The organism is Paenibacillus sp. J22P143 (assembly GCF_059692035.1).
Window position 1 is genome coordinate 478,636 of the sequence record NZ_JCAUAQ010000003.1, and the last position, 22,690, is coordinate 501,325.

The 22,690-nt window shown below is 44.9% G+C and carries 21 protein-coding genes; 4 read left to right on the plus strand and 17 right to left on the minus strand.

Annotated elements, in window-relative coordinates; all coding sequences use genetic code 11:
* Positions 1-142 precede the first annotated feature (142 nt).
* From AC58PQ_RS08970 to AC58PQ_RS08995, 6 genes are all read right to left on the minus strand, one after another.
* The gene (locus AC58PQ_RS08970; RefSeq protein WP_497241611.1) at positions 143-655 is read right to left on the minus strand and encodes an adenine phosphoribosyltransferase; all 513 of its coding nucleotides are present in this window, start codon (positions 653-655) and stop codon (positions 143-145) included.
* 26 nt (positions 656-681) lie between these two features.
* Positions 682-3,099, minus strand: coding sequence for a single-stranded-DNA-specific exonuclease RecJ (recJ, locus tag AC58PQ_RS08975; protein ID WP_497241612.1), 2,418 nt, complete (start codon positions 3,097-3,099; stop codon positions 682-684).
* Positions 3,100-3,166: 67 nt separating this feature from the next.
* On the minus strand, positions 3,167-4,120 hold the full coding sequence (locus AC58PQ_RS08980) for a cation diffusion facilitator family transporter (protein ID WP_497241613.1): 954 nt from the start codon (positions 4,118-4,120) through the stop codon (positions 3,167-3,169).
* Positions 4,121-4,185: 65 nt separating this feature from the next.
* Positions 4,186-5,112, minus strand: coding sequence for a protein translocase subunit SecF (gene secF, locus AC58PQ_RS08985; RefSeq protein ID WP_497241614.1), 927 nt, complete (start codon positions 5,110-5,112; stop codon positions 4,186-4,188).
* Positions 5,102-6,334, minus strand: coding sequence for a protein translocase subunit SecD (secD, locus tag AC58PQ_RS08990; RefSeq protein WP_497241650.1), 1,233 nt, complete (start codon positions 6,332-6,334; stop codon positions 5,102-5,104). The genes secF and secD overlap by 11 nt, the downstream gene beginning before the upstream one ends.
* A 99-nt stretch (positions 6,335-6,433) precedes the next feature.
* The gene (locus AC58PQ_RS08995) at positions 6,434-6,718 is read right to left on the minus strand and encodes a post-transcriptional regulator (protein ID WP_497241615.1); all 285 of its coding nucleotides are present in this window, start codon (positions 6,716-6,718) and stop codon (positions 6,434-6,436) included.
* Positions 6,719-6,921: 203 nt separating this feature from the next.
* On the opposite strand from AC58PQ_RS08995, the gene spoVB reads away from it, so the two are divergent.
* Positions 6,922-8,487, plus strand: coding sequence for a stage V sporulation protein B (gene spoVB, locus AC58PQ_RS09000; protein WP_497241616.1), 1,566 nt, complete (start codon positions 6,922-6,924; stop codon positions 8,485-8,487).
* Between the two features lie 8 nt (positions 8,488-8,495).
* Here spoVB and AC58PQ_RS09005 read toward each other — a convergent pair whose 3' ends face one another.
* Both AC58PQ_RS09005 and AC58PQ_RS09010 read right to left on the minus strand, forming a co-directional pair.
* Entirely contained in the window at positions 8,496-9,182 is a 687-nt protein-coding gene (locus tag AC58PQ_RS09005) for a DUF421 domain-containing protein (protein ID WP_497241617.1), read from the minus strand.
* A 104-nt stretch (positions 9,183-9,286) separates the two neighbouring features.
* Entirely contained in the window at positions 9,287-10,615 is a 1,329-nt protein-coding gene (locus AC58PQ_RS09010) for an ArsB/NhaD family transporter (RefSeq protein ID WP_497241618.1), read from the minus strand.
* Between the two features lie 181 nt (positions 10,616-10,796).
* On the opposite strand from AC58PQ_RS09010, the gene AC58PQ_RS09015 reads away from it, so the two are divergent.
* Together AC58PQ_RS09015 and AC58PQ_RS09020 are read left to right on the plus strand one after the other, a co-directional pair.
* Complete coding sequence (locus AC58PQ_RS09015; RefSeq protein WP_497241651.1) at positions 10,797-11,177, plus strand: TIGR04086 family membrane protein; 381 nt, start codon at positions 10,797-10,799, stop codon at positions 11,175-11,177.
* Positions 11,178-11,276: 99 nt separating this feature from the next.
* The gene (locus AC58PQ_RS09020; RefSeq protein ID WP_497241619.1) at positions 11,277-12,116 is read left to right on the plus strand and encodes a phosphatase PAP2 family protein; all 840 of its coding nucleotides are present in this window, start codon (positions 11,277-11,279) and stop codon (positions 12,114-12,116) included.
* A 58-nt stretch (positions 12,117-12,174) separates the two neighbouring features.
* On the opposite strand, the gene yajC is transcribed toward AC58PQ_RS09020, so the two are convergent.
* The 8 genes from yajC to AC58PQ_RS09060 all read right to left on the minus strand — a co-directional run bounded on the left by yajC (position 12,175) and on the right by AC58PQ_RS09060 (position 20,091).
* Entirely contained in the window at positions 12,175-12,483 is a 309-nt protein-coding gene (gene yajC / locus AC58PQ_RS09025) for a preprotein translocase subunit YajC (protein WP_497241620.1), read from the minus strand.
* Between the two features lie 15 nt (positions 12,484-12,498).
* Positions 12,499-13,638 carry a tRNA guanosine(34) transglycosylase Tgt gene (gene tgt / locus AC58PQ_RS09030; protein ID WP_497241621.1) on the minus strand — a complete coding sequence of 380 codons (1,140 nt, stop codon included), beginning with the start codon at positions 13,636-13,638 and terminating at the stop codon, positions 12,499-12,501.
* 48 nt (positions 13,639-13,686) lie between these two features.
* Complete coding sequence (gene queA, locus AC58PQ_RS09035) at positions 13,687-14,766, minus strand: tRNA preQ1(34) S-adenosylmethionine ribosyltransferase-isomerase QueA (protein WP_497241622.1); 1,080 nt, start codon at positions 14,764-14,766, stop codon at positions 13,687-13,689.
* 9 nt (positions 14,767-14,775) lie between these two features.
* Positions 14,776-16,977 (minus strand): SpoIID/LytB domain-containing protein, encoded by a 2,202-nt coding sequence (locus AC58PQ_RS09040; protein WP_497241623.1) that lies wholly within the window; start codon positions 16,975-16,977, stop codon positions 14,776-14,778.
* Between the two features lie 149 nt (positions 16,978-17,126).
* A complete protein-coding gene (gene ruvB, locus AC58PQ_RS09045; protein WP_477595753.1) occupies positions 17,127-18,134 on the minus strand; it encodes a Holliday junction branch migration DNA helicase RuvB in 1,008 nt (335 codons plus the stop codon).
* Positions 18,135-18,166: 32 nt separating this feature from the next.
* Positions 18,167-18,796 (minus strand): Holliday junction branch migration protein RuvA, encoded by a 630-nt coding sequence (gene ruvA, locus AC58PQ_RS09050; RefSeq protein WP_497241624.1) that lies wholly within the window; start codon positions 18,794-18,796, stop codon positions 18,167-18,169.
* Entirely contained in the window at positions 18,793-19,296 is a 504-nt protein-coding gene (gene ruvC, locus AC58PQ_RS09055) for a crossover junction endodeoxyribonuclease RuvC (protein WP_497241625.1), read from the minus strand. Before ruvC ends, ruvA begins: the two co-directional genes overlap by 4 nt.
* 132 nt (positions 19,297-19,428) lie before the next feature.
* Entirely contained in the window at positions 19,429-20,091 is a 663-nt protein-coding gene (locus tag AC58PQ_RS09060) for a BofC C-terminal domain-containing protein (RefSeq protein WP_497241626.1), read from the minus strand.
* 518 nt (positions 20,092-20,609) lie between these two features.
* Here AC58PQ_RS09060 and sigW point away from each other — a divergent pair.
* Positions 20,610-21,221 (plus strand): RNA polymerase sigma factor SigW, encoded by a 612-nt coding sequence (sigW, locus tag AC58PQ_RS09065; protein WP_497241627.1) that lies wholly within the window; start codon positions 20,610-20,612, stop codon positions 21,219-21,221.
* Positions 21,222-21,289: 68 nt separating this feature from the next.
* Here sigW and AC58PQ_RS09070 read toward each other — a convergent pair whose 3' ends face one another.
* The gene (locus AC58PQ_RS09070) at positions 21,290-22,516 is read right to left on the minus strand and encodes a LysM peptidoglycan-binding domain-containing protein (RefSeq protein ID WP_497241628.1); all 1,227 of its coding nucleotides are present in this window, start codon (positions 22,514-22,516) and stop codon (positions 21,290-21,292) included.
* Between the last annotated feature and the right edge of the window lie 174 nt (positions 22,517-22,690).

A 22,690-nucleotide genomic window follows, 5' to 3' on the forward strand; every position in this document is an offset into this window, starting at 1 on the left:
TGCAAGTCAGGCCCCTCGTCAACTATTCGCCTACACGCTTTCGACAAAAAGCATCATAGATGCCTCAAAGCATCGCATTCACTTCGTAAAATGCTATGAAAAAGAGAATCGAATAACGAGCATTCGATTCTCCAGACCTATCTTAATATTGAACAAGAGAAACAACATCAAACCCATCAAATTTGCTGCGGCCATCTAAGTACGTAAGCTCGATTAAGAAAGCAGCTCCGACAATTTCTCCGCCAAGCTGTTTGATCAAATCAACGGACGTTTGAATCGTTCCGCCTGTTGCAAGCAAGTCGTCAGCGATAAGTACTTTCTGTCCAGGCTTAACCGCATCCTTGTGCATAGCAAGCTTATCCTTGCCATATTCAAGCGCATAATCAGCTTCGATCGTTTCGCCAGGCAATTTGCCGCTTTTACGAATTGGAATAAAGCCTACGCCGAGTGCAGTAGCCAGAGGAGCTCCGATGACAAATCCACGTGCTTCCGGACCTGCAATCACATCGATTTCCTTGTCTTGGATGAGTTGTTTAAGTTGCTCAATAGCTTCTTTGTACACAGGGCCATTCTGCAGCAGTGTTGTAATATCTTTAAAACGAATGCCTGGTTGTGGAAAGTCCGGGATAACGCGAATGTAATCTTTGAAATTCATATGATTTCCTCCAATGTAAACTCTGTTTATTTTATGTGATCAACGATCCATTGCTCCAGCTCTTTGGCTGAAGAATACATAACAATCGCTTCAACTTCTTGACGATGCAATCGATGCTGGTACAACCGTGATGTGGTTAAATCTCTTTTGGCAGGCGTCGAACTCAACGTAACTATATTATCATGTTTCACGACAAATTCTAATTCCTCAAAGACAGATAAAATAAAATGAATCATACCGAGAGATAGTCCTGAACGCTTACTAAAAGCCGTCATCATTCGGGTATCTTGCAATTGAAGTGATTTCTCTTTCTGCAAAGTACCATAGAGCATCTTGAACATATCGCGGGAAGGCAATGTATTTCCACTATCCTGCCCTAACTCTGCAAACACAGGGTAACACCGCATCATGCCTGTTGCCTGCTGGAGTACCTGTTCTAGCGTGGCAATACGACGAGGTAATGTGTACAAAATGACATCTTGCAGCTCGCAGAACGTCATCCCGCTAGCAGCCTCATTGCCCGGCATCACTTGCTCGGTTTCCTGCACAATCCAATACGGCACATGATGGCCAACCTGAGTAGCAGTTGACTGGAACAAGGCTACGTCCGCTTCATCAAAAAGCACAATACCCGGTGATCGTAACGGCACCGCTGGTCCCGCTGAGAGATTGCTCGCAAGCGCCGTAAGCTTCAGATGCAACTGCCCCGTACCCCGCCAATCAAACACCTGTGTATGCGGGATGCGCAGATCCTGCATGATGATTTGCGGCTTCCTGACGCCGTTCCACTCATTAATCGAGAGCTCACCGAGCACATCAACCTTGGCGGAGGGAGCAATTAGCGCTGCTAAGCTACCTTTGCCGAAGCCTACTGCTTCAACCGTACAACTGACTTCATCCTTAGCTTGAGTGAGTCCCAACTTCAGATGCTGCTTTTCTTTGCCCATGGTTCGAATATCTTCAAGTCCTAAATCTGTAAACATGAATTTAGGCGATGGATTTCCCATTCCGAAAGGAGCTAATAGCTCCAAGCCTTCAATACTTGCAATTGGGACATCTGCAAGGCTGCACTGATTGTCTACCCGTAACACAGGTACGAAATCTTGCTCCGTTAAAGTTGTCTCTGCAAGTTCATTTAAGCGGACAGCGAAAGCTTGTAGATGACCACTGTCCAAGCTCATTCCAGCCGCAGCTTGGTGCCCGCCGTAATGGTCAAGAAGATCCTTACAAGCTGTCAATGCCTTGTGTAAATCAAAGCCCGCAATCGAACGCGCAGACCCTTTGGCCATGCCCTTCTGAGGATCAATGCTTAGCACAAGTGTAGGCCGGTAGAATTTCTCCACGATCTTTGACGCAACAATCCCGACGACACCAACATTCCAGTTCTCTTTGGCTACGACAATGACTTTATCCAAGCCCTTTGCTCGCTGCTCCTCAGCCATGGCAAACGCTTCTTGGACCATATCCTCGACGATTTGTTGACGCTCCTTATTCAGCATATCCAATTCGAAGGCAATTTGCTCCGCTTCTTTTTCATCCGTCGTGGTTAGCAGTCTAACGGCAATGTCCGCTGCTTCTAATCGACCGCTCGCATTAATTTTGGGCGCAAGCGAGAATCCGATATGTCCTGCGGTAATCTCTTTCCGTTCAATGCCAGATACACCGATAAGGGAACGAAATCCAACGTAACTGGAATCCTGCATACGTGCTAGGCCCATCTTAACAAGTAACCGATTCTCACCGGTAAGCGGCATAAGGTCGGCAACCGTTCCAAGCGCTGCGAATTCGAGAAGCTCTTCAGGAAAGCGCTCAAGAAGTGCTTGCGCGAGCTTGAATGCAACACCTACACCTGCTAATAGCTTGTAAGGATACGGACACCCAGGCTTCTTAGGGTTAATCACAGCAAAGGCATCTGGCAGCACCTCTGGCGGCTCATGATGATCCGTTACGATGATATCTAAGCCAATTTCTTGACCATAAGCAATTTCTTGAACAGCGCTTATTCCCGTATCAACGGTAATAAGGAGCTGAACACCTTGCTCCTTCGCTAACGCAATTGCAGCGCGATTCAGACCATAGCCTTCGCGAATCCGATGAGGGATATAGGTATCGAAACGAGCCCCTAATCCTTTCAACATATGCGCCATTAAGGACGTACTGCTGACACCATCGGCATCATAATCGCCGTAAACACGAATCAACTCGTTGTTCCGCAGCGCTTTGCGAATTCGCTCCACAGCTGGAAGCATCCCGTCCAGCAAATAGGGATCATGGTAATCGCCGATGCCACCCTGCATAAATTGTTTGGCCTCTGGCACGCTACGGATATCCCGAAGCACTAGAATACGGGCAACCAAGGGATCCAGCTGTAGTTCACGTACAAATTCTTCTACAAGTGCTTCATCCGCATTTCCAATGTTCCATCTTGCCTTCGGTGCTAGCACTTGGTGGGTCCTCCTTGGCGTTTTCCTAAGAAAATTTCATGATTGCTTTGATTTCGAAAACAATGAATTAGTGTAAAACAGACGGCTGTTCACTAGCTTCCATATCTGCCTGTTGTTTATAGGGATAACCTGCATCGTAGGGATTGACATGGATGAACACGTTGGTCACATGATGATACTGTTTCATCAGCTGTTGTTTTATTTTCTTTGATACCTCATACCCCTCCCATACAGAGAGCCTAGGATTCACACTGATTGTCATTTCGATCACAACATAATGGCCATGTTCTCTAGCACTCAGCTCATCAACTGTAATAACCCCGTGAATCTTTTGAACAGCCGTAACGAAATCAGCTGCCTCTTCCTGATGAAGAACATTTTCTGCTGAAGTAGATATCGTTTTGCTAACTATAGAGAATCCCATTAAACATATAAAAAGTGCAATGATCAGTCCAACAATTGAGTCTACATAATACAATGCGGGATATCCCCATGCATGGGCTAGCATCGTCGCGAGTATGCCAATCACGACTACAAAAGTAGAGTATATATCGGAACGATGTCTTCGCGCATTGGCAATGAATTCCTTTGTCCCAACTTGTTTGCCGAGCCTACTCAAATAGTGGAACATGATTTCCTTAGTAAGAAACGAAATAACTAGCACGGCAAGAGTAATCATACTGGGTTCATATTCTGCATGGTTTAGCAATGATTTGACCGAAATAATTCCCATTTCAGTGCCAATCACCATGATTAAGACAATGAGTAGGATTGAACCGACTGAACTTTTTTTATCCAATCCTCGGAAAGAAGTCGCTGTAAGCTGCATCCTCGTCGTTCTTACTCGCATGATCGCAGCAGCCAGCACACAAATGCCTGCTGCCGATTGAGCCGCGGCTGCGAGCAGCGAATCACTATGTACCTGAAAGCCAACTACGCCCTTCAGACAAGCCAGCACGGTAAGGACGAGCATACCTGCCCAAAGCGCGTATTCTGTCTTCTGAAAACCCTCGTCATTCACGTGGACATTCCCCCTGAACGGATACAAAGGCCGCGCAACAATCACGCGGCCGGTTATTAAGGTTATTACGCTGCAGCTTTGTTTTTAGAACGTGATAATGACTTTCTTTTAAACAAATACCACAAGGAACAAGCAATAAAGATGGAAGAATAGGCACCGCTCGTTAAACCAATTAACTTGGCTAGTGCGAACAGCTTAATGGACTCACTTCCGAATAGATATAAACAACCTGCTGCAATTAACACGACGAGTACCGTATTGATGTTACGCGCCATCGTTTGCCAGATACTGTCGTTGACTAAAGCAACTAGGTCAGCGTCTGTCTTGAGTTTAGCAAAACGTAGATTCTCACGAATCCGGTCAAAAATAACGATCTTGTCATTAATGGAATAACCAATTGTGGTCAAAACTGCCGCAAGGAACGGTAGGTTCACTTCAAAGCGGAAGATTGCAAACATCGCGATAACAATGAACGCATCATGCAGAATAGCAATAATGGCAGCTAAGGCAAATCGCCATTCGAAGCGGATGCTGACATACAAGCAAATTAATACGCTTGAAATTGCGACAGCGTACACCGCTTTCATCAATAGTTCTTTGGCTAGCTGTGGATCAACGGTGTTGATTTCCTTTGAAACCTCTGCACTATATGCTGTTGCAAATGCTTTTTGGATATTGTTCACCGTCGCATCGTCCAGAACATCATCGAAACGAATCGACACACGATCGCTATTATTTCCACCAATTGTAGGATCCGCATATTTCGACTTCACATCACCACTCGTGGTCAAACCATGCAAAATTTCCTCAACCTTAGCACTATCCATCTGTTTACCGACAACAAGATCGATATTCGTTCCTGCTTTGAAATCGACACCGAAATTCATACCCGAGGTTAATATAACGACTAACCCAATGATAAGAATTGCAGCCGATACGATGAAAAATTTATTGCGATTTTTTACAAAATCGTACTTATTCTTATAGTCCACGGATGTCTGCCTCCTTCACACCGAAATAACTTGGCTTTTTCAGCAAATTACCTCGGATAATAAGATGTAGCAGCCATCTGGAGAACAAGACGTTCGTTAAGATACTGATAATAATACTCATCATCGTAATAACTGCGAATCCGCGAATTGCACCGTTACCTACATAATAGAGCACGATACCCGCGATTAAATTTGTTACGTTCGCATCCATAATCGTACGGAAGGAATGCTTGGTCCCTGCTTTCAAGGATGAAAGGATACTCTTGCCTGCACGGATTTCTTCGCGAATTCTTTCGTATGTGATAATGTTCGCATCAACAGCCATCCCTGCGCCTAAGACAAGGGCAGCAATACCAGGCAACGTCAGCGTCGCATTCATAAAGTCGAAGATCGCTAGTAATACCCAAACATACGTAATCAATGTGAAAGCAGCTACAAGTCCTGGCACACGATAGTATAGCACCATGAACAAGAAGATCAAGATCGATGCAATTAACCCTGCTCTAGCAGTCTCATGTAACGAAGCTTTCCCTAACGTAGCATCAACACGTTGTATGTATTTCTCAGTTAATTTTAGCGGCATAGCACCCAAGTTAATCATTTTGGCTACTTTCGTAGCTTCGGACACGCTAGTTTGTGTAATGATAGCAGAGTCGTCATCGATCGGGAAATTGACAGACGCCGTTGATTGCAAGTCATCATCTAAGTAAATAGACAATGTACTGCCTACCAATTTCGTTGTAACTTCCTTAAATTTCTCTCTGCTCTTCATTTTGATTTCTACAATCGGTTGCTTCGTATTCGGATCGTAGCTTAGTTTCGCTGCGTTCTCCACGAAGTCAGTTCCATTCATGTAAACCGTTCCATCTGGGCCTCTAAAGGTTAGAACAGAAGGCTTGGACATCAATTGACGCACTTCATCCTCATTCTCAACGCCTGCAAGACGCACGCGGATGCGATCTGAACCTTCAGGATAAACCTCAGGTTCCGCAACACCAAGTGAATCCGCACGTTTCGCAAGACTTTCAGCTGCTTCAGAAAGCGTTTCCTTCGTGAGGGGCTGTCCAGCCGTTAACGGCTCCGCGGTGTACAATATTTCAAAACCGCCTTTTAAATCCAATCCAAGCTTAATACGATCTACAAGCCCAGGGCTCGTTGCTCCAACTGCGCCAAGAACAATGACAACCGTTAGAATAAAGAACGAAATTCTTTTCCAATCCAGCATCTGTTGCTAGTCTCCCTTCAATACTCAATATGCCTATTATACTCAGGTCTGAAAAATGAGTCAATTTAAGTCGTTTCATGAAAAATAAGCCCATTCTTAGAATTGGGCTCCTCTATACATACTAATCGTCATCCAGTTCATAAACGCTGTAGATTTGAGGGATAAAATGTCATTTACGATTTGATGGAGAGAGGGCAACCCTGTTTTGCGGTATCTATCGCTTACACAATCCCATATATCCTTGCCGGTCACATGCTCATATCCAAGCAAAATGAATTCTTCAACCTTGCTCAAACATAAGCTTTCGATGATTTCATTCAGTTCGTGATCCGAAAGATCCGGTTTCTCTTCTTCACTTCCATTATCCTGTTCGTCATTCATGGGGGGATCCTCCTAAAAGTTTTGCTTTAGCAAAACTAACTTCGTAAGCATAGGCTAAGGCATGGTTTTACCTGTATGTTGTGTAATTCGAGACTCACCTCGCAATTTCCTGCCGATTACGCCCTTGTCCATAAAATCTTAGCATGAGCTTGGCCAGCTGGCGCATAGTCATAGGTATGACATTATCGGAAGAGGGTATGGCAGTGACCAAGCAGTCGTTTATTAGAGGTACTATGATCCTGTTGGCCGCAGGTATTTTGAATCGCATACTTGGCTTCATACCCCGAATGACTTTACCCCGCGTGATCGGGGCCGAAGGCATTGGTATTTATCAAATGGGTTGGCCATTCCTATCTGTTATTCTAACCATCATTACTGGGGGCATTCCTGTCGCTATCGCCAAGCTGATTGCAGAAGCAGAGGCAGAGAAAAATGAGACCCGTATTCGAAGTATTTTGCGCATATCTTTAGCGATCACTATAACCCTAAGCATCATTTTTACGATTATCTGCATCGCAGGAGCCTCATGGATCACTTCGCATTTGCTGACAGATTCGCGCGTTTATTACACTTTCCTATGTATGAGCCCCATGATTCCTATTATCGGCATCTCGGCCGTGTATCGCGGCTACTTTCAAGGCAGACAAAACATGATTCCCACCGCAACCTCGCAAATTATGGAGACGTTGATTCGTATTATCATGGTCTTAATCTGTTCGTATATGATGATTCCTTACGGAATTGAATATGCAGCAGCAGGCGCGATGATTGGCGTCCTAGCAGGTGAAATAGGCGGACTTGCTGTCTTAGCTATTCATTTTAGATGGGATAAAAAGGCTGCACCGAAGACACCATTGGCTCAAATCGGTACTAAAAAAACAACAGGTCGATTAACGAATTTACGCAGAATCTTACGTATTTCCATCCCGATCACAGGAAGTAAACTCATCGGTGCTGGCTCCTATTTACTTGAATCCATCCTAATTGCTCAAAGCTTAGCGATCGCTGGTATTACCACTTCCCTTGCAACCGCGCAGTATGGCGCATTACAAGGCATGATCATTCCCATTATCCTTCTACCGAGTGCTCTTACCATGTCATTATCCGTCTCTCTAATTCCTTCGCTAAGTGAAGCTGCCGCTCGCAAAGACCTCAAAACCATTCATATGCGTTTACATCAATCCTTGAAGCTCGCTTTAGTTACTGGTGCCCCTTTCGCAGTGCTGATGTTTGTATTAGCTGAACCCATTTGTACATATATGTACAATCAACCCGATGTTAGTGGCATGCTCAAGATGATGGCCCCAATTGCGATATTTATTTATTTTCAAGCCCCTCTGCAATCAGCACTACAAGCATTAAACAAGCCTGGCGCTGCCCTAATCAACACATTAATTGGTTCTACTGTAAAGTTGGTATTGATCTGCTGGTTAGCCAGCAAGCCAGAAATGGGTATACTTGGGGCTGTATTCGCGATTACTGTCAATATTGTCCTTGTTACTTTGCTTCATTGGAACAGTGTAGTCCGACTACTCAAATTCCGAATGGAAGGCAGCATCTTTGGGAAAATTGGGTTCGCCATGCTTCTCTCCGGTGTTGTTAGCTATTTCATCATGTACACGCCTTGGGTCTCTGTGACTTGGATCCGATTTGTCTCTTCCTTACTTCTAGGGCTCTTCTCTTATATCTTTTTCATCACGATATTCCGCCTCATCAGTGTTAAGGATATTGGGCGTCTGATGAATATGGGCAAAAAAATAATACGCTAAATCGCGGTTTATCTTTTACGATCGAGAAACATTCTGCCGCGATGATCAATCGAGCAGTAGAAGATTTCTTTAAAATCCCGCGCTCCTTTCTCTTGGAGCTGGTTTTTCAACCAAAATCTTGTTTGACCGATTTTCTCTAAATTATCGTCTTGGACTTTACCATCCATGATAAGAGGCAGCGGTAAGCCTTCGTAACGAATGGTTTCTTTTAACTTCGTAACCCCGGCCCCTGTCTCTTTCTGATATTTTTCCTTCTCAACAACGCTTAATTTCCCCGAAGGCTCCAATATGGCAAATTCCACATCAGCCACGTTCATAATTTTATTTTGTCTTAATTGCAGCATCAGATCATCTAAATTATAACGATGCTTCTTCATTTCCTCACGATCGATCATTCCCTTATTGATTAAAACGCTTGGCTTACCATCGAAAAGCACACGAATTGTGCGACTTTTTAATGTGATATAAGCAATAACAACTTGAATAAGCACCAACGTCCCCATGGGTAATAGTCCAGACATAAGGGGTTTATTTGCATCCTCAAGGACGAAAACAGCAATTTCTGCAATCATGATAGAGATGACAAGATCGAAAAGCGACAGTTTACCGATTTCACGTTTCCCCATGATACGCAGCATGAGAAAAACAACAAAATAGATAAGCACCGTACGCAAAAAAATGGTCAGAATATCCATCGCAACCTCCCTGATCTAAGCTCTTGCTTGTTCTCGGAGTTCACTGGTATTCTGACCGCCTACGCACTTCATCATGCAGATATTACGTATTCAATTGTTGGCAATTACAACAAGAATAATTTGAAATATACGGTTGAAATCAACAGCAGAACGAAACAGATCGGTGCTGCAACCACCACATACTCACTTTGTTTTAGCTTAACTCCGTCATAATAGGTAAATGATGCTGCGTATAAACTTGCGATTGAGCTAATTAGCGTTACACCGCTTCCGATGCCGCTCCCAACGATCAATGCCCACCAAATCGGCTGAGTAGATACCTCTACAAGCTGCTCCATGTGGTCAACAATCGGAATCATAGCCGCAATGAAAGGGATATTGTCCATCATCGCAGCTCCAAAGCTATTCAGCCACAGCAATAGAATGGATAAGAAGGGAATACTACCTTGGCTTAGTTCAAGCCCTCTGCTTGCAATGAACCCCGAAAAGCCCGCATAGGTTAAGCCCCCAACCATAATGAACAATCCTAAGAAAAAGAGCCATTGTGTCTCTTTCAGATGATGCCACGCTGTGCCATAGTCTTTACTTTTTATAAGGTTTATCATGTCCTTGTAATTCATTGCGAGTAATGCGATTGCCCCGCAGGCTGCAATATAAGCTGGACTCCATGCTAATACACCATGAAGGCAAAGCGTTACAATGGTCAAGCCCGTTATTAGGCTGCTTCCCAGAATGTATCCTCGATTTACTGATAAATAGGAGCTTGGCTTTAAACTGAGCAGCTCACGCATATAAGCTTCGGCTGCAACCAAACGCTTTCGATAGATCAACCACATGATGAGATAGACCACGGCTAATAGCAAGATGATCAATGGTAACAGCCTCATGAACATGTCCCCTGCCGAGATATGTCCAGACGCCCCAAGCATACGGCTAGGTACATTTCCTATAATGGTTGCTGCTCCGCCAATATGTACAGATAATAACAAGGAGATTAGAAAGGGAGCTGGCAGTAATCTCATTTTCTTAGAAGCGACAATGATAAAAGGGACAATGACAACGACAGCCATTAAGCTATCCAACAGAGCAGACATGAGCGCTCCAAGCAGCGAAAGGCTAATAATAAGCGTTAGCGCCCGCATCCGGTATTTTCGCACAATTGAACTTACGATATAAGAAATAATACCTGTTTTCTGAAAGAGGCTGGATAGGATGAAAAGGCTCACGAGATAGATCAAAATCGGCCAATTCGCGTAGCTTGTCAGTGCCTTTTGAAGGGGTACAATGCCTAAAATCAGCATGAGCAAGGCTCCACCTAGCGCGGTATACATACGATCCCATTTTTCAATCAATATACACATATAAGCCACCGCGAAAATAAGTAGCGCCGCTATTGCTTGCCACATAGCAGGACCCTGAGAGAATTCAGTCATAAATAATCACACTCCTAAAAGTTTTGAATAGCCCACGCAAGCGAAGCGGAGTATTGCAGCGTCAAAACTCGCTATCTGCAGCATACGCTTTAAATAGTTTGTACTAATTCTATGTGCTTGGCCATACAATGATGATAATGAAGCGTTCGAATATAGGAAAGGAATGATGCCTGTGAACCCTATGAAAACGGTCAGTCAGGTTCGAATAACATCACCATTATTTTCAGGACTCGTCTATTCATTTACGATGATGACCATTGGAACCATCTTAACCTCCTTGTTTTTGCTTTTAACAAGCACACAAGAAAGCTCCTTACACACACTTACAACGATCATCCACGCGGTCTCTTTATTTATTGGAGGATGGGTTTCAGGTAAAAGAGCCGGGAGCCGCGGCTGGTATCATGGGGGCATGGTAGGCGTCTTCTATTTCTTACTTATTTTCTTAGTCGGTTTTCTGGCATTTGATGCAGGGTTGAATCTTCAATCCCTCCAATTACTTGGCATTTTATTCGCATCTGGGGCGCTCGGAGGCATACTTGGTGTAAATACGCAAAAATAAGTTTTTTCCGTGAAGATTACACTTCCCCCCCGTTGAATGTGGTATAATGTCATAGTTATTGCCGCACAAAACTTCCAATATATAGGGGGGGGATATAACATGAGCCCTTTTCAATCTATGACGCATGCGACAGTCTATATTGTACTAACAATTTTCGCTTTTGTAATTATCGCAACGCGAAAGAGTCCATACACCATTGCGAGCAGCTTGGTTCAAGAAATATTTACTTCACGCAAATTCCTTTTTCATTTCATCGCGTTGATTATGATTTTAATGTTCAACAAGATGGAGATGGCCATCGAAAAAGGGATGCAATACAAAGCCGATTTTACGAAGTCGATCTACGGCATCGAGGGTGACTTTGTTGCAACGATTCAAAACTTTTTCCACAATGATATTCTTACGGTCATTTGCAGTTATTTCTATGTTATTATTTTCCCATCCATCATGATTACTTCCATTGCAATCTACACGTACCAGAAGAAACATAAGCTTTTCTATGCGGTCTGTTATGCACTCATGTTCAATTATATGATTGCCATTCCGTTTTATCTCTTCTTCCCGGTTAATGAAGTATGGTTTTTCCATCCAAAAGTAGATCTACTTATCTTAGATGTATTCCCAACATTCGAGCAAGATTACAGACCATTATCAGGTCTAGACAATTGCTTTCCTAGCTTACACACTTCGATTTCCATTTCAATGGCGGTCATCGCAGTAAAAAGTCGAAATACGTTTTGGAAAATTTTCGTTCCCAGCACAGCAGCCATTATTATTTTCACAATCTTCTATCTAGGCATTCACTGGGTATCTGATATGTGTGCCGGTGTTCTACTTGGTGTCGTAGCTGCACGAATGGGTCTTCGTATTGCCGAAGGTCGTCTCATCCTTGGTGAGCGCGCACTCCTCAAGCGTCGAGTAAAGAATAACGAATATTAATTTCAAGTGGATATACAAACAAAAGCGAGAGCCTATTATAGGTCCTCGCTTTTTAAATTTATTCCTTAGCAGCAGTCGTTTGTGCAACCGCATTAACCGCTGAGCGATCAAATGTCATTTTCGTTGCATCGTTGACACGAAGTACACAAATGTCATCTGTGATTTCTACAATTGTGCCATGAAGTCCGCCAATCGTTACAACCTTATCCCCTTTTTTCAATCCTCCGAGCATTTGACTACGTGTTTTCTGTCTTTTTTGCTGTGGACGAATAAGTAAGAAGTACAGAACGACGAACATGAGCACTAAAGGCCCGTATGTATACAAGTAACTTACTGCTCCAGTAGTTTCTTCAGCTGATAAAAACATCGGTATCCTCCTCTCTTAGAATCCTCTTTCATTATCATTCAGCCCGTAATCAGCAAAGAAGGTATCACGGAAATCAAGTAATCGATCTTCCTTAATAGCTTCTCTAACCTCACGCATAAGCTGTAGTAGAAAGTGAAGATTATGAATCGTCGTTAATCGAATGCCAAACGTTTCATCCGCTTTGATGAGGTGACGAATATACGCGCGGCTATAGTTCGTACACGTGTAACAGGAACATTTGGCATCTAGCGGACCAAAGTCAGTCGCATATTTCGCGTTACGAATAACAAGACGTCCTGAACTTGTCATGCAAGTCCCGTTTCTAGCAATCCGCGTCGGTAACACACAATCGAACATATCAATGCCTCGAATAGCGCCTTCAATTAGGGCGTCCGGTGAGCCAACTCCCATCAGATAACGAGGCTTGTTCGCAGGCATTAAAGGTGTCGTGTAATCTAGCACTTCATACATCAAATGCTTAGGCTCACCTACACTCAGTCCACCAATAGCATACCCCGGGAAATCCATGGAAGTCAACTGCTCTGCGCTCAGCTTGCGGAGATCCTCATGCATGCCGCCTTGGATGATGGCAAACAAGCCTTGATCCTGGGGTCTAGCATGACTTTGGAGACAGCGCTCAGCCCACCGCGTCGTACGCTCCAACGATTTTTTCACATATTCATATTCAGCTGGGAATGGCGGACATTCGTCAAAAGCCATCATGATGTCCGAACCTAGCGCATTCTGAATCTCCATTGCCTTTTCCGGAGAAAGAAATAGCTTGTCACCATTCAAATGCGATTTGAAAGTAACGCCTTCCTCGGTAATTTTACGCATATTACTTAAGCTAAATACTTGAAACCCACCACTGTCCGTTAGGATGGGACGATCCCAATTCATGAACTTGTGTAATCCGCCAGCATCTTTCACAATTTCATGTCCAGGACGAATGAACAAATGGTACGTATTGCTTAAAATGATTTGGGCGTCCATTGTTTTTAATTCTTCTGGACTCATCGTTTTCACAGTTGCCTGTGTGCCCACTGGCATAAATGCCGGCGTTTCAATAACGCCATGCGGGGTGTGCACGCGGCCTAAACGAGCGCCGGATTGTTTACAGGTTTTGATCGGTTCATAAGTTACTGCTGCTGTCATGTTATCCACTTCCTATTCTAAGCTTACTCATCTTGTTCGTTTATTGTCTTAGTAAATCAGCATGGCGTCGCCAAAACTGAAAAATCGATACTGCTCTTTCACAGCTTCTTCGTAAGCTCGCATGACATTCGTCTTGCCAGCCAATGCACTAATGAGCATGAGTAATGTTGACTTTGGTAGATGAAAATTCGTTAGCAACGCATCTACGACGCCAAACGTGTAGCCGGGATAAATGAAAATCGACGTCCAGCCCTGCGAAGGCTGAATAAGTAAAGGTTCGCCCTCTATGCAGCCTGCTTGCTCACGGCTCAATCCAGCGGCTGTTTCCAACGTCCGAGCAGATGTCGTTCCGACAGCGATAACGCGTTTACCCGCTGATTTGGTCTCATTAATGAGAGATGCTGTTTCCCCTGATAGTATGTAATACTCGGCATGCATTTGGTGATCCTCGATCTTATCCACCGATACAGGGCGGAATGTCCCTAGACCTACATGCAGCGTTACGAAGGCAAGCCGAATGCCCTTGGCCTTTACTCTTTCCAAATAGTCCTCTGTAAAGTGCAAGCCTGCTGTTGGTGCGGCGGATGACCCTTCATGCTTCGCATAGACGGTTTGGTATCGTTCCCGCTCCGATAGTTGCTCCTTGATATAGGGAGGAAGCGGCATCTCGCCTAATCGATCAAGGATTTCATTGAAAATACCTGTGTACCTGAATTGCAGCACACGAGCTCCCATGTCTCCCACCTCTACGACTTCCGCAGTTAGAAGCGGTTCACTTCCCTCGTCAGTTGTCACGCCGAATTCCGCAATGGCCCCTAATTGCATGCGTTTGCCTGGCTTGACTAAAGCCTCCCAACGATCCTCGCCGAGTGGCTTCAGTAACAATAATTCAACTTTAGCGCCTGTGTCTTTCTTCATACCAAAAAGCCGTGCTGGAATGACTCGTGTGTCATTCATCACGAGTAAATCCCCGGCTTCTAGGTAGTCGATCAGATCTTCAAATGTGCGATGAGCGGTTTCGCCTGTTTCTTTATTCAGTGTAAGCAATCTAGACGCCGTGCGTTGCAGCAGCGGCGTCTGGGCAATCAAGGATTCAGGTAATTCAAAATCGAATGCTTGTACTTCCATGTTAGTTATTCATTCCTTCGTTATGTTAACCCCAGTATAGTAAGTCTGAAGTATTTTTTTGTAATCGTAGCCCTTATCAGCAAAGCCTTTTGCACCCCATTGCGACATACCTACACCATGACCAAACCCTTTTCCACGGAAAATAATTTGATTTCCTTGCAGGGTAGTCGTTCCTTTGCTTGGGATGCCATGAGACCCCGTTCCTGTCAACGCAGGCTTACTTAAGCCCGTACTGCTTAACATCATTAAATCCACTTTCTTCACGGCAGTCGGCTGTGATTGTTTGCCAGATAACACATAGACACTATCGGAGGACAAACTGCTCGCAACAACACCCGTGCTGCTCAGGATAGCTAAGCTTGGAACATTAGAGCTAGTACCAGTATAACTGCCTGCTCCTTCTATTTCAAACAGTGTGCTTGGTAAACCACCAAGTGCAGCGCGAATGGCATCCGGATTATCCAACTTCACGACAATACCGTTCGCTTTCAACTCGATAGCTCGGCCAGAAGGGCCTCTCTTGGAAACCTCCAACGAGGTCAACTCCCCGTTGATGGTTATCTTAGCGGCTTCAAGCTTACTTTTGATTTCACTTAATGTATAAGGACCTCTAATCCAGGAATAAGCATTCGATTCCCGCTCTTGATCAAGAATGACGACTTTCTCTTTGGCAGCCAGTTTAGCTATCGCAGGATTGGCAACATTATCCACATAAGGCGCAAGACGCACATTGACATCCTGCTCTGTCGCCTCATAAATAGCCTTACCTGCCTTGTCTTTCTGTCCACTATCCTTTACATACATGCTATGTACAAAGCCGATACGACCGTCTGTCAGTTGAATCTGATACCAAATGGCTTTGCCCTGCTCAGCGCCTTCATCCGGGCTTGGAACACTACGCAGATAATCGACTGAATTCCCCCATGCCTCCGTAGAATCCGCTGTAATGCCACCAGCATTCGACCCAAATACAGGTGAAATCAAGCCTCGTTTATCTGAAATGACTTCATCCTTCGTTGCATCAACCGCTTGATTGCCGGCAGTAAATTCTTTATCCAAGCCGTAGTACGCCTGGTCAAGTGTTGTATCTGTAACTTGTGCGATCTCATACTTATTCCCTTGATAGATCGCATACGTTCGCGCCGCAACAGCCTGCGCCTTCAACGCTTCTGTTGGCCATTGCGAGCTAAGCTCTGCACCTATAACCCCATATAAGTACTGTTCCATAGGAACTTCATTCACTAAGGCTAGTCGATCATGATACGTGCTTATCTCCATATCTCCGCGGAAACTACGGTCCAAACGCTCTTTCACAGCGATGCCCTGTTTCTTAGGATGAACCACCGTTTTCTGCTCACCTACGGCAGACACATAGTGGACCACTGCGCCTGCAGGGCTGCTTGAGGTGGTTACATCTGACCTGCGGATCAAGTACGCAGCCTTCGTATTCGCAGCTTGAAGAGGTGTGCCCGGCGCTGCTTTCAGCGCTTCTTGCTTCACAGCCTCGAGTTTGGCGTCCGTCGCCTCACGACCTACCCAAACGCCATAGCTAACTTTACCTGTGCCATCTGCCTGTAAAACCAGATCAGCTATAACACCAGCTTGTGTATACACAGCGATTTGCTGCTGTGCTGCCGCCTCTGAAGCAAACGTCCCCGCACTCAAATGGAGGGGACCACTGATCGCTGGAGCAGCCGGTTTCGTCAAGGCAGCAACCGACGTGTCCTTTAACGCTTGGGCTGCCGCATTCTCGGCTTCAGCCTTCGTAGGCAGATTCCCGTAATAGACTTGATACACCATTTTCCCCAGCTTTGCACGACTTAACACATAGCTTTCCTCCGGCATCACAGCAAGCTTTGCGTTCAATGTCTTTGCCGCTGTGAAGTCTGACGTTTCCAGCATCATCATACTATACTGATCTAATGACATCCGAATGGTTGTATCCGAAATCGAAGCCCATGGCGTTGCCAACGTGTTAACTGAGCTGCGAACGCCGATCTCAAAGCCACCCGGTGATGAGAGTGAAACTAGCGGCTCTATCTTTTTATATTTGGTAGCGTTAATAACAAGAGCAACACGAATCTGATCCAAATGCTTGATTCCCGCCGCATTGGCCTCAGAACCCCCGTATGAAATGGCTGTAAATATGAAAGCCGCTGTCGTTAAGATGGCAATACGCTTTGGGTTAACCAGCTGATGTTTTCCAAACATAAAGGTATCGTATCCTTTCTTTCCCGTTCATCTAGTAATGTAGACTCTAGCAAGAGACAGAAGTTTTGTTTGTTCGCAGAAAAAAAGACAAAAAAAGCTCTTGCCCGCCCTTTCAGCAGCGGCAAAAGCTTACCAAATGACGTAACGAATTAACGTTGCTCTGGTACAGGTAACCCAAGGTGATGATAGGCCTGTGGCGTCACGGTCCGACCTCTAGGAGTACGCTGCATAAAACCGATTTGAAGCAAATACGGCTCGTAAACATCTTCAATCGTTTGACTTTCCTCACCAATGGTTGCTGCGATGGTTTCAAGCCCGACAGGGCCCCCTTGGAAGCTCTGAATAATAGCGCGCAGCATTTTATGGTCAATTTCATCCAAGCCCAAATCATCCACTTGCAGGAGTCTTAGCGACTCTTTCGCTAACTCCATCGTGATGATACCGTCGCCTCTCACCTGGGCAAAGTCGCGTACCCGCTTCAACAAGCGATTGGCGATACGCGGAGTTCCCCGCGAGCGCATTCCGATCTCGCGTGCAGCTTCGCCGACGATGCCGACCTGAAGGATGTCGGCTGTTCGACTAACGATGTAGCTAAGCTCATCTACCGTGTAGAACTCCAGACGACTGACGACCCCGAAACGGTCGCGCAGAGGCGCAGAGAGCAGCCCAACACGCGTCGTGGCGCCGATCAAGGTAAATGGCGGCAGGTCAAGGCGCACAGAGCGCGCACTTGGCCCCTTGCCGATGATAATATCAAGGGCAAAATCCTCCATCGCTGGGTATAGCACCTCTTCCACCGTCCGGTGGAGTCGGTGAATCTCATCGATGAAGAGCACATCCCCCTCCTGCAGATTCGTCAGGATGGCCGCAAGATCTCCAGGCCGTTCAATGGCAGGCCCGGAGGTTGTACGAATATTCACGCCAAGCTCGTTGGCGATAATGTTAGATAATGTTGTTTTCCCAAGTCCAGGCGGTCCATATAGAAGTACATGATCTAGAGCTTCTTTCCTCATCTTGGCAGCTTCAATATAGATCTTGAGGTTCTCCTTCGCCTGCTTCTGGCCGATATATTCAGCCAAATAACGAGGACGTAGACTATACTCGACCACATTGTCCTCCATCATAAAATTAGCCGATATGATCCGGTCATTGTCCATGGTGTCCCTCCTTCATTTGCACGTTCAGTTTCTTACATGGTAAATAGAGCTTGCAGCGCAAGCTTTACTAGTACATCAACGGTATCCGATGGCCCCGCCTTAGGCTTAACTTGCAGCCACGCACGATCAACCTCTGCCTCCGTATAGCCAAGCGTCATTAAGGCTTCCTTCGCCTCGCTCCAAGGCAAACCGCCCTCTGTTAATTGTGCTGATCCGACAACACTTAAGGCGACAGCAGCTTCCGGACTCGAGAAACTCACAGAGCCGAGCTTGTCTTTCAAGTCTAGAATAATACGTTGCGCCGTTTTCTTCCCAATACCCGGAAGCTTCGTCAGAAACGCTAGATTCTCTTGGCTAATCGCTAGAATGACCGCTTCCGGTCTTCCACCTGCAGCCAGAATACCCAGTGCTACCTTTGGACCGATGCCACTCACATCTAGTAATAAGCGAAATAAGGACTGCTCATCACGTGTGATAAAGCCAAACAGAAGGTGCGCGTCTTCGCGCACGTGATAGTGAATGAACATCGTAACATCTTCGTTTTCCTTATGCGAAAGCGCATATGGATTCGGACAGAATACCCGATAACCTACACCATTTACATCAAGGACTGCGTAATCACTTTCACGTAGTGCAACCTTGCCTCGTAAGAAATCTATCATCGTTTTCCAGCCCCGTTTATCATAGATTGAAGTGCAGAGGAGTGTGCATGGCAAATAGCGATGGCTAGCGCATCGGCGACATCATCCGGTTTCGGTACTTGCGAAAGCTTCAGTAGAATTTTGACCATTTCCTGAACCTGCTTCTTCTCTGCGTTCCCATATCCGACAACAGCTTGCTTGACCTGAAGCGGTGTATATTCAGCAATCGGCAACCCAGCCTGCACTCCCGCAAGTATCATCACACCTCGCGCTTGGCCTACTGTGAATGCCGTTGTTACATTTCGATTAAAAAATAATTTCTCAATGGACATCACATCTGGTTTATATTTCTCTATCAATTGCACTGTAGCGTCATAGACATCCTTCAATCGGATACCAGGATCTGTATGTGCTTCCGTTTGAATCGAACCATATTGTACCGGAACTAGTTTACTGCCGATTTTATCAATAAAGCCAAAGCCTACGATCGCGATCCCTGGATCAATCCCTAGAATACGCAAAGCATTTCTCTCCCATCTATAAAAAAGCGAACATATGTAGTCATTTTCCATTATAGCAGATAACAAAAAAAAGAGATAGACTCGGGATTTCCCGAAACTATCTCTTGGGCATTATCTATGGTATTCTTGGAACTAGGGACGCGACATGGCACCTTCCGTAACTTCTATGGCATAATCACTGAAGGTTGATAATACGCTATTATACTCCTCTATATCGGATACTCTGATTCCCTCGTGCAGTTGTGCAACCGTATCTCGTGGCAAACTGCTTTCTAACTGCTGTATATTGAGTTGGAAAAAGGTTCGAATAATGTGATTGTTTGCAGGGGTACCGTTGAATAACGACAAGTTGCTGCTGCCGTCAATCCCGAATACTGCTTTTTCTTTGCAGTCTGGAGATAGATCTTCAATGTTTTCCGTAAACACAACCTCGCCAGCTGCCTGGATATTTAACTGCCAACTAGGATGTTGCTTCTGCAGTGAGAGTAATTCTTGTGACGTATGCGAACCCAATTGAATGCGTTCTTCACCACAAACATAGGACTTGAGCAAATAGCTTTCTCTGCGATCCGAAATGGTTTGCAACCGCTTTGTTGCTTCCAGAAGACGTACATCATCTTCTGGCGTTAAACCAGCGATGGTCGCTTGAATGGCAACTTTCGGGTTGTGACGGTCATGATCACCAAAAACTAACCAGGTAACCATAACAACTAGAACGAACATCCCTAGGGTCAACCAACTGCGTTTCCAGCGTAGCCTTTTTTTCAATTGCTTCAAGAACCGTTGTACATTCACGTTATCCCCTTCTTCTTGTTTTTTCGTATTGTTTCCATTTGCAAGAAGCACTATACATCATTTACCATAGAAGAGTATGTAACCAATCATGACGGATGGTGAATTAAACCTTGAACGGAAGAAAACCAATTAAACGCACAACTCTCCTTATTATCGGAGTCATTTTATTCTGGGGAAGTGTGGCTTTATGGAACGAAATTCATAAGGTTGGATCAGGGAGCTCGAATTCGAACACAACCTCTGTCTCCCATTCAAGTCCAAGTCCCCATTCCTAGCAGAGAGACTTTGACTTCGTCAAAGATCCCTATAAAGCGTCACGAAACCTACATGATTTCGGTAACAAATGGTTATAAAAGGACTCTAACTCTCATTTGAATTTGACTGTAGCCGCAGAAATGATATAGTCAAAGATAGATAAAAAACTCTCATAGGCATGTATGAAAGACGATATATATGAATTAAGCAAATGAGACTTTCGTACACCTTTTCTAAACGACAACTCTAAGGAGGGAAACATCATGAATGTGGCTGAACTTCAATTAATTCAATTATCCAGACGGGGCGATCGCAATGCTTTCGTGGAGTTAGTCGAGCTTTATCGTAATAAGATCCAACAGCTTGCGTTTCGAATGCTGCATAACCGTCCTGATTCCGAGGATATTGTCCAAGAAACCTTTATCCGCGTTTATTTGAATTTAAACCACTTTGATGAAAGCCAAAATTTCTCAACTTGGATTTATCGGATCGGAAAAAATGTTGCCATAGATTTACTACGCAAAAAAAGACCTGTTCAATCCCTCGATGCGGAGTTAAATGATCTCGATGATGATTACAGCTACTATAGTAAGCTTGCTAGTCAGGATCAATCTCCGGAGCATGCCCTGCTCCAAACAGAAATTCAAGAGCACATGCATGCATCCATTAATAAATTAGCAGATAAATATAAAGGTATTATTACTCTGTACTATTTAGAGGAGCTTTCTCTTCAAGAAATTAGTGAGCGACTGAACCTGCCGATTACGACAGTGAAAACTCGCTTGCATCGAGGGCGTGAGCTCCTTCGTAAAAAGTGGGGTATGAATTTCGTTATTGGTTTAATGACATTCTTCACATTAGGCATGATCGCTTGATTCCCTTCAAAATAAAAATAAGCCTCTATCCACGCTGTAATCGTGGTTAGAGGCTTATTTTTTGTCATTTAGAAATTAATCCAAGGGCTATTTGGTTTACTTACTTCCCGTTTCTCAGAAGTTCGTTGTTGTTGCTGTAGGAAGTTGCTCAACGCTGAAGCTCCTGAAAGCTTTACTTTTCGAGTAGTGCGACTTCCATTGGACTTCGGTCGATCCGCTTTTTGCTTATCGCGAATGTCAATTTCAATCTCCTCTAAGGTATCGGATACCTTTTTGAGCTCATGTGTATGAACTTGAGGCATTAATGATGCTTCATCGTATGGAGCGTGCTGCCCGGCACCTGCATAAGGAATGCCATACGGGTCATGCTGATAGGCATAGTGCTGAGCCATTGGATGATCATACGGCATTGGCGGCGGGTAAAAGGCAGGTATAGCCGACATGTCTTGTGGCATATTATCCCATGGATTACCCATAGGTACATTCGCATACTGGGTAGGATAATTCATCCACGGATGCTCGTTCATAACAGGTCCCCCGCAACCACAGCCTTCATCGACTACTGAAACTGGGGCTACCATCGTTAGCGGCTCACACGGCTCTTCCTGATACGGAGAATACGCTGGATAAGTCATTGCCTCGTGTTGTTGCTCCGGATAAGCGAATACCTCTGTGGCCTTAATATGGAATTGTTGAAAAGGATGTACCGCTTGCCCATATGGCTCATGGAGCCCAAGACCATCCGTGGCTGGGGCTGGAATAACCGGCATCACTTGTGGCGCAACAGGTACCGTTTCCCCGGTAGATAACGGAGGTACTTCAACTACTGGTGCTTGTGGACTTGGCATAATTGGCTGTTGATAGGCATCTGCTGGCGGCATTGTCGGTATTATAGGCATGGGAGCAAATGGCTCGGTAGAGAGCTTCTTGTGGTGCTGATTGCCTTGCGTATGTCCATGCTGCATTTTGGGGACATAGACAACATCACCCGTCATAAGTACATTCGGATTCTTTAAATGTGCATTAGCCTTAATCATCGCTTGCAACGGCACATCCCAAGCCTTCCCAAGCTTCCACAAACTGTCACCTTGCTGTATGACGTGCTTGTAAACAAAGTCAGATGCAGGTGGATCTACATGTTTCGGTACAGAAGGTATCTTCACTTTCATCCCAATCTCAATCTGATTCGGGTCGGCTATTTGCGGATTGAGTGCGATAATCTGATCTAGGGTGTTGTTGTATTTTTTCGCGAGTTCGTACAGGGTATCGCCTTTTTTGACAATATGGATTTTCAAAACCTTACCTCCTTAAAGTTTTCTTCAGAAAACTCACTTCGTAAAGCATCTCCTTCGCGTTTCTCTTCCAATCGCCTTGAACTTGGGCCGCGTCAGCATTCGCTTATTCACAATAATGATATTACAGTTTATGCGCGATTCTAGGCTTTTGCCCCTGTCGCACAAAAAAAATCC

Coding starts and splice junctions, on each gene's coding strand:
- AC58PQ_RS09005 (WP_497241617.1), bottom strand. CDS start 9,182: ATGGATATTCTGACCATTTTTTTGCGTACGGTGCTTATCTATTTTGTT.
- AC58PQ_RS09020 (WP_497241619.1), top strand. CDS start 11,277: ATGAGCCCTTTTCAATCTATGACGCATGCGACAGTCTATATTGTACTA.
- AC58PQ_RS08995 (WP_497241615.1), bottom strand. CDS start 6,718: ATGAATGACGAACAGGATAATGGAAGTGAAGAAGAGAAACCGGATCTT.
- ruvA (WP_497241624.1), bottom strand. CDS start 18,796: ATGATAGATTTCTTACGAGGCAAGGTTGCACTACGTGAAAGTGATTAC.
- tgt (WP_497241621.1), bottom strand. CDS start 13,638: ATGACAGCAGCAGTAACTTATGAACCGATCAAAACCTGTAAACAATCC.
- AC58PQ_RS09040 (WP_497241623.1), bottom strand. CDS start 16,977: ATGTTTGGAAAACATCAGCTGGTTAACCCAAAGCGTATTGCCATCTTA.
- AC58PQ_RS08970 (WP_497241611.1), bottom strand. CDS start 655: ATGAATTTCAAAGATTACATTCGCGTTATCCCGGACTTTCCACAACCA.
- ruvB (WP_477595753.1), bottom strand. CDS start 18,134: ATGGACAATGACCGGATCATATCGGCTAATTTTATGATGGAGGACAAT.
- AC58PQ_RS09015 (WP_497241651.1), top strand. CDS start 10,797: ATGAAAACGGTCAGTCAGGTTCGAATAACATCACCATTATTTTCAGGA.
- AC58PQ_RS09010 (WP_497241618.1), bottom strand. CDS start 10,615: ATGACTGAATTCTCTCAGGGTCCTGCTATGTGGCAAGCAATAGCGGCG.
- sigW (WP_497241627.1), top strand. CDS start 20,610: ATGAATGTGGCTGAACTTCAATTAATTCAATTATCCAGACGGGGCGAT.
- queA (WP_497241622.1), bottom strand. CDS start 14,766: ATGGAAGTACAAGCATTCGATTTTGAATTACCTGAATCCTTGATTGCC.
- yajC (WP_497241620.1), bottom strand. CDS start 12,483: ATGTTTTTATCAGCTGAAGAAACTACTGGAGCAGTAAGTTACTTGTAT.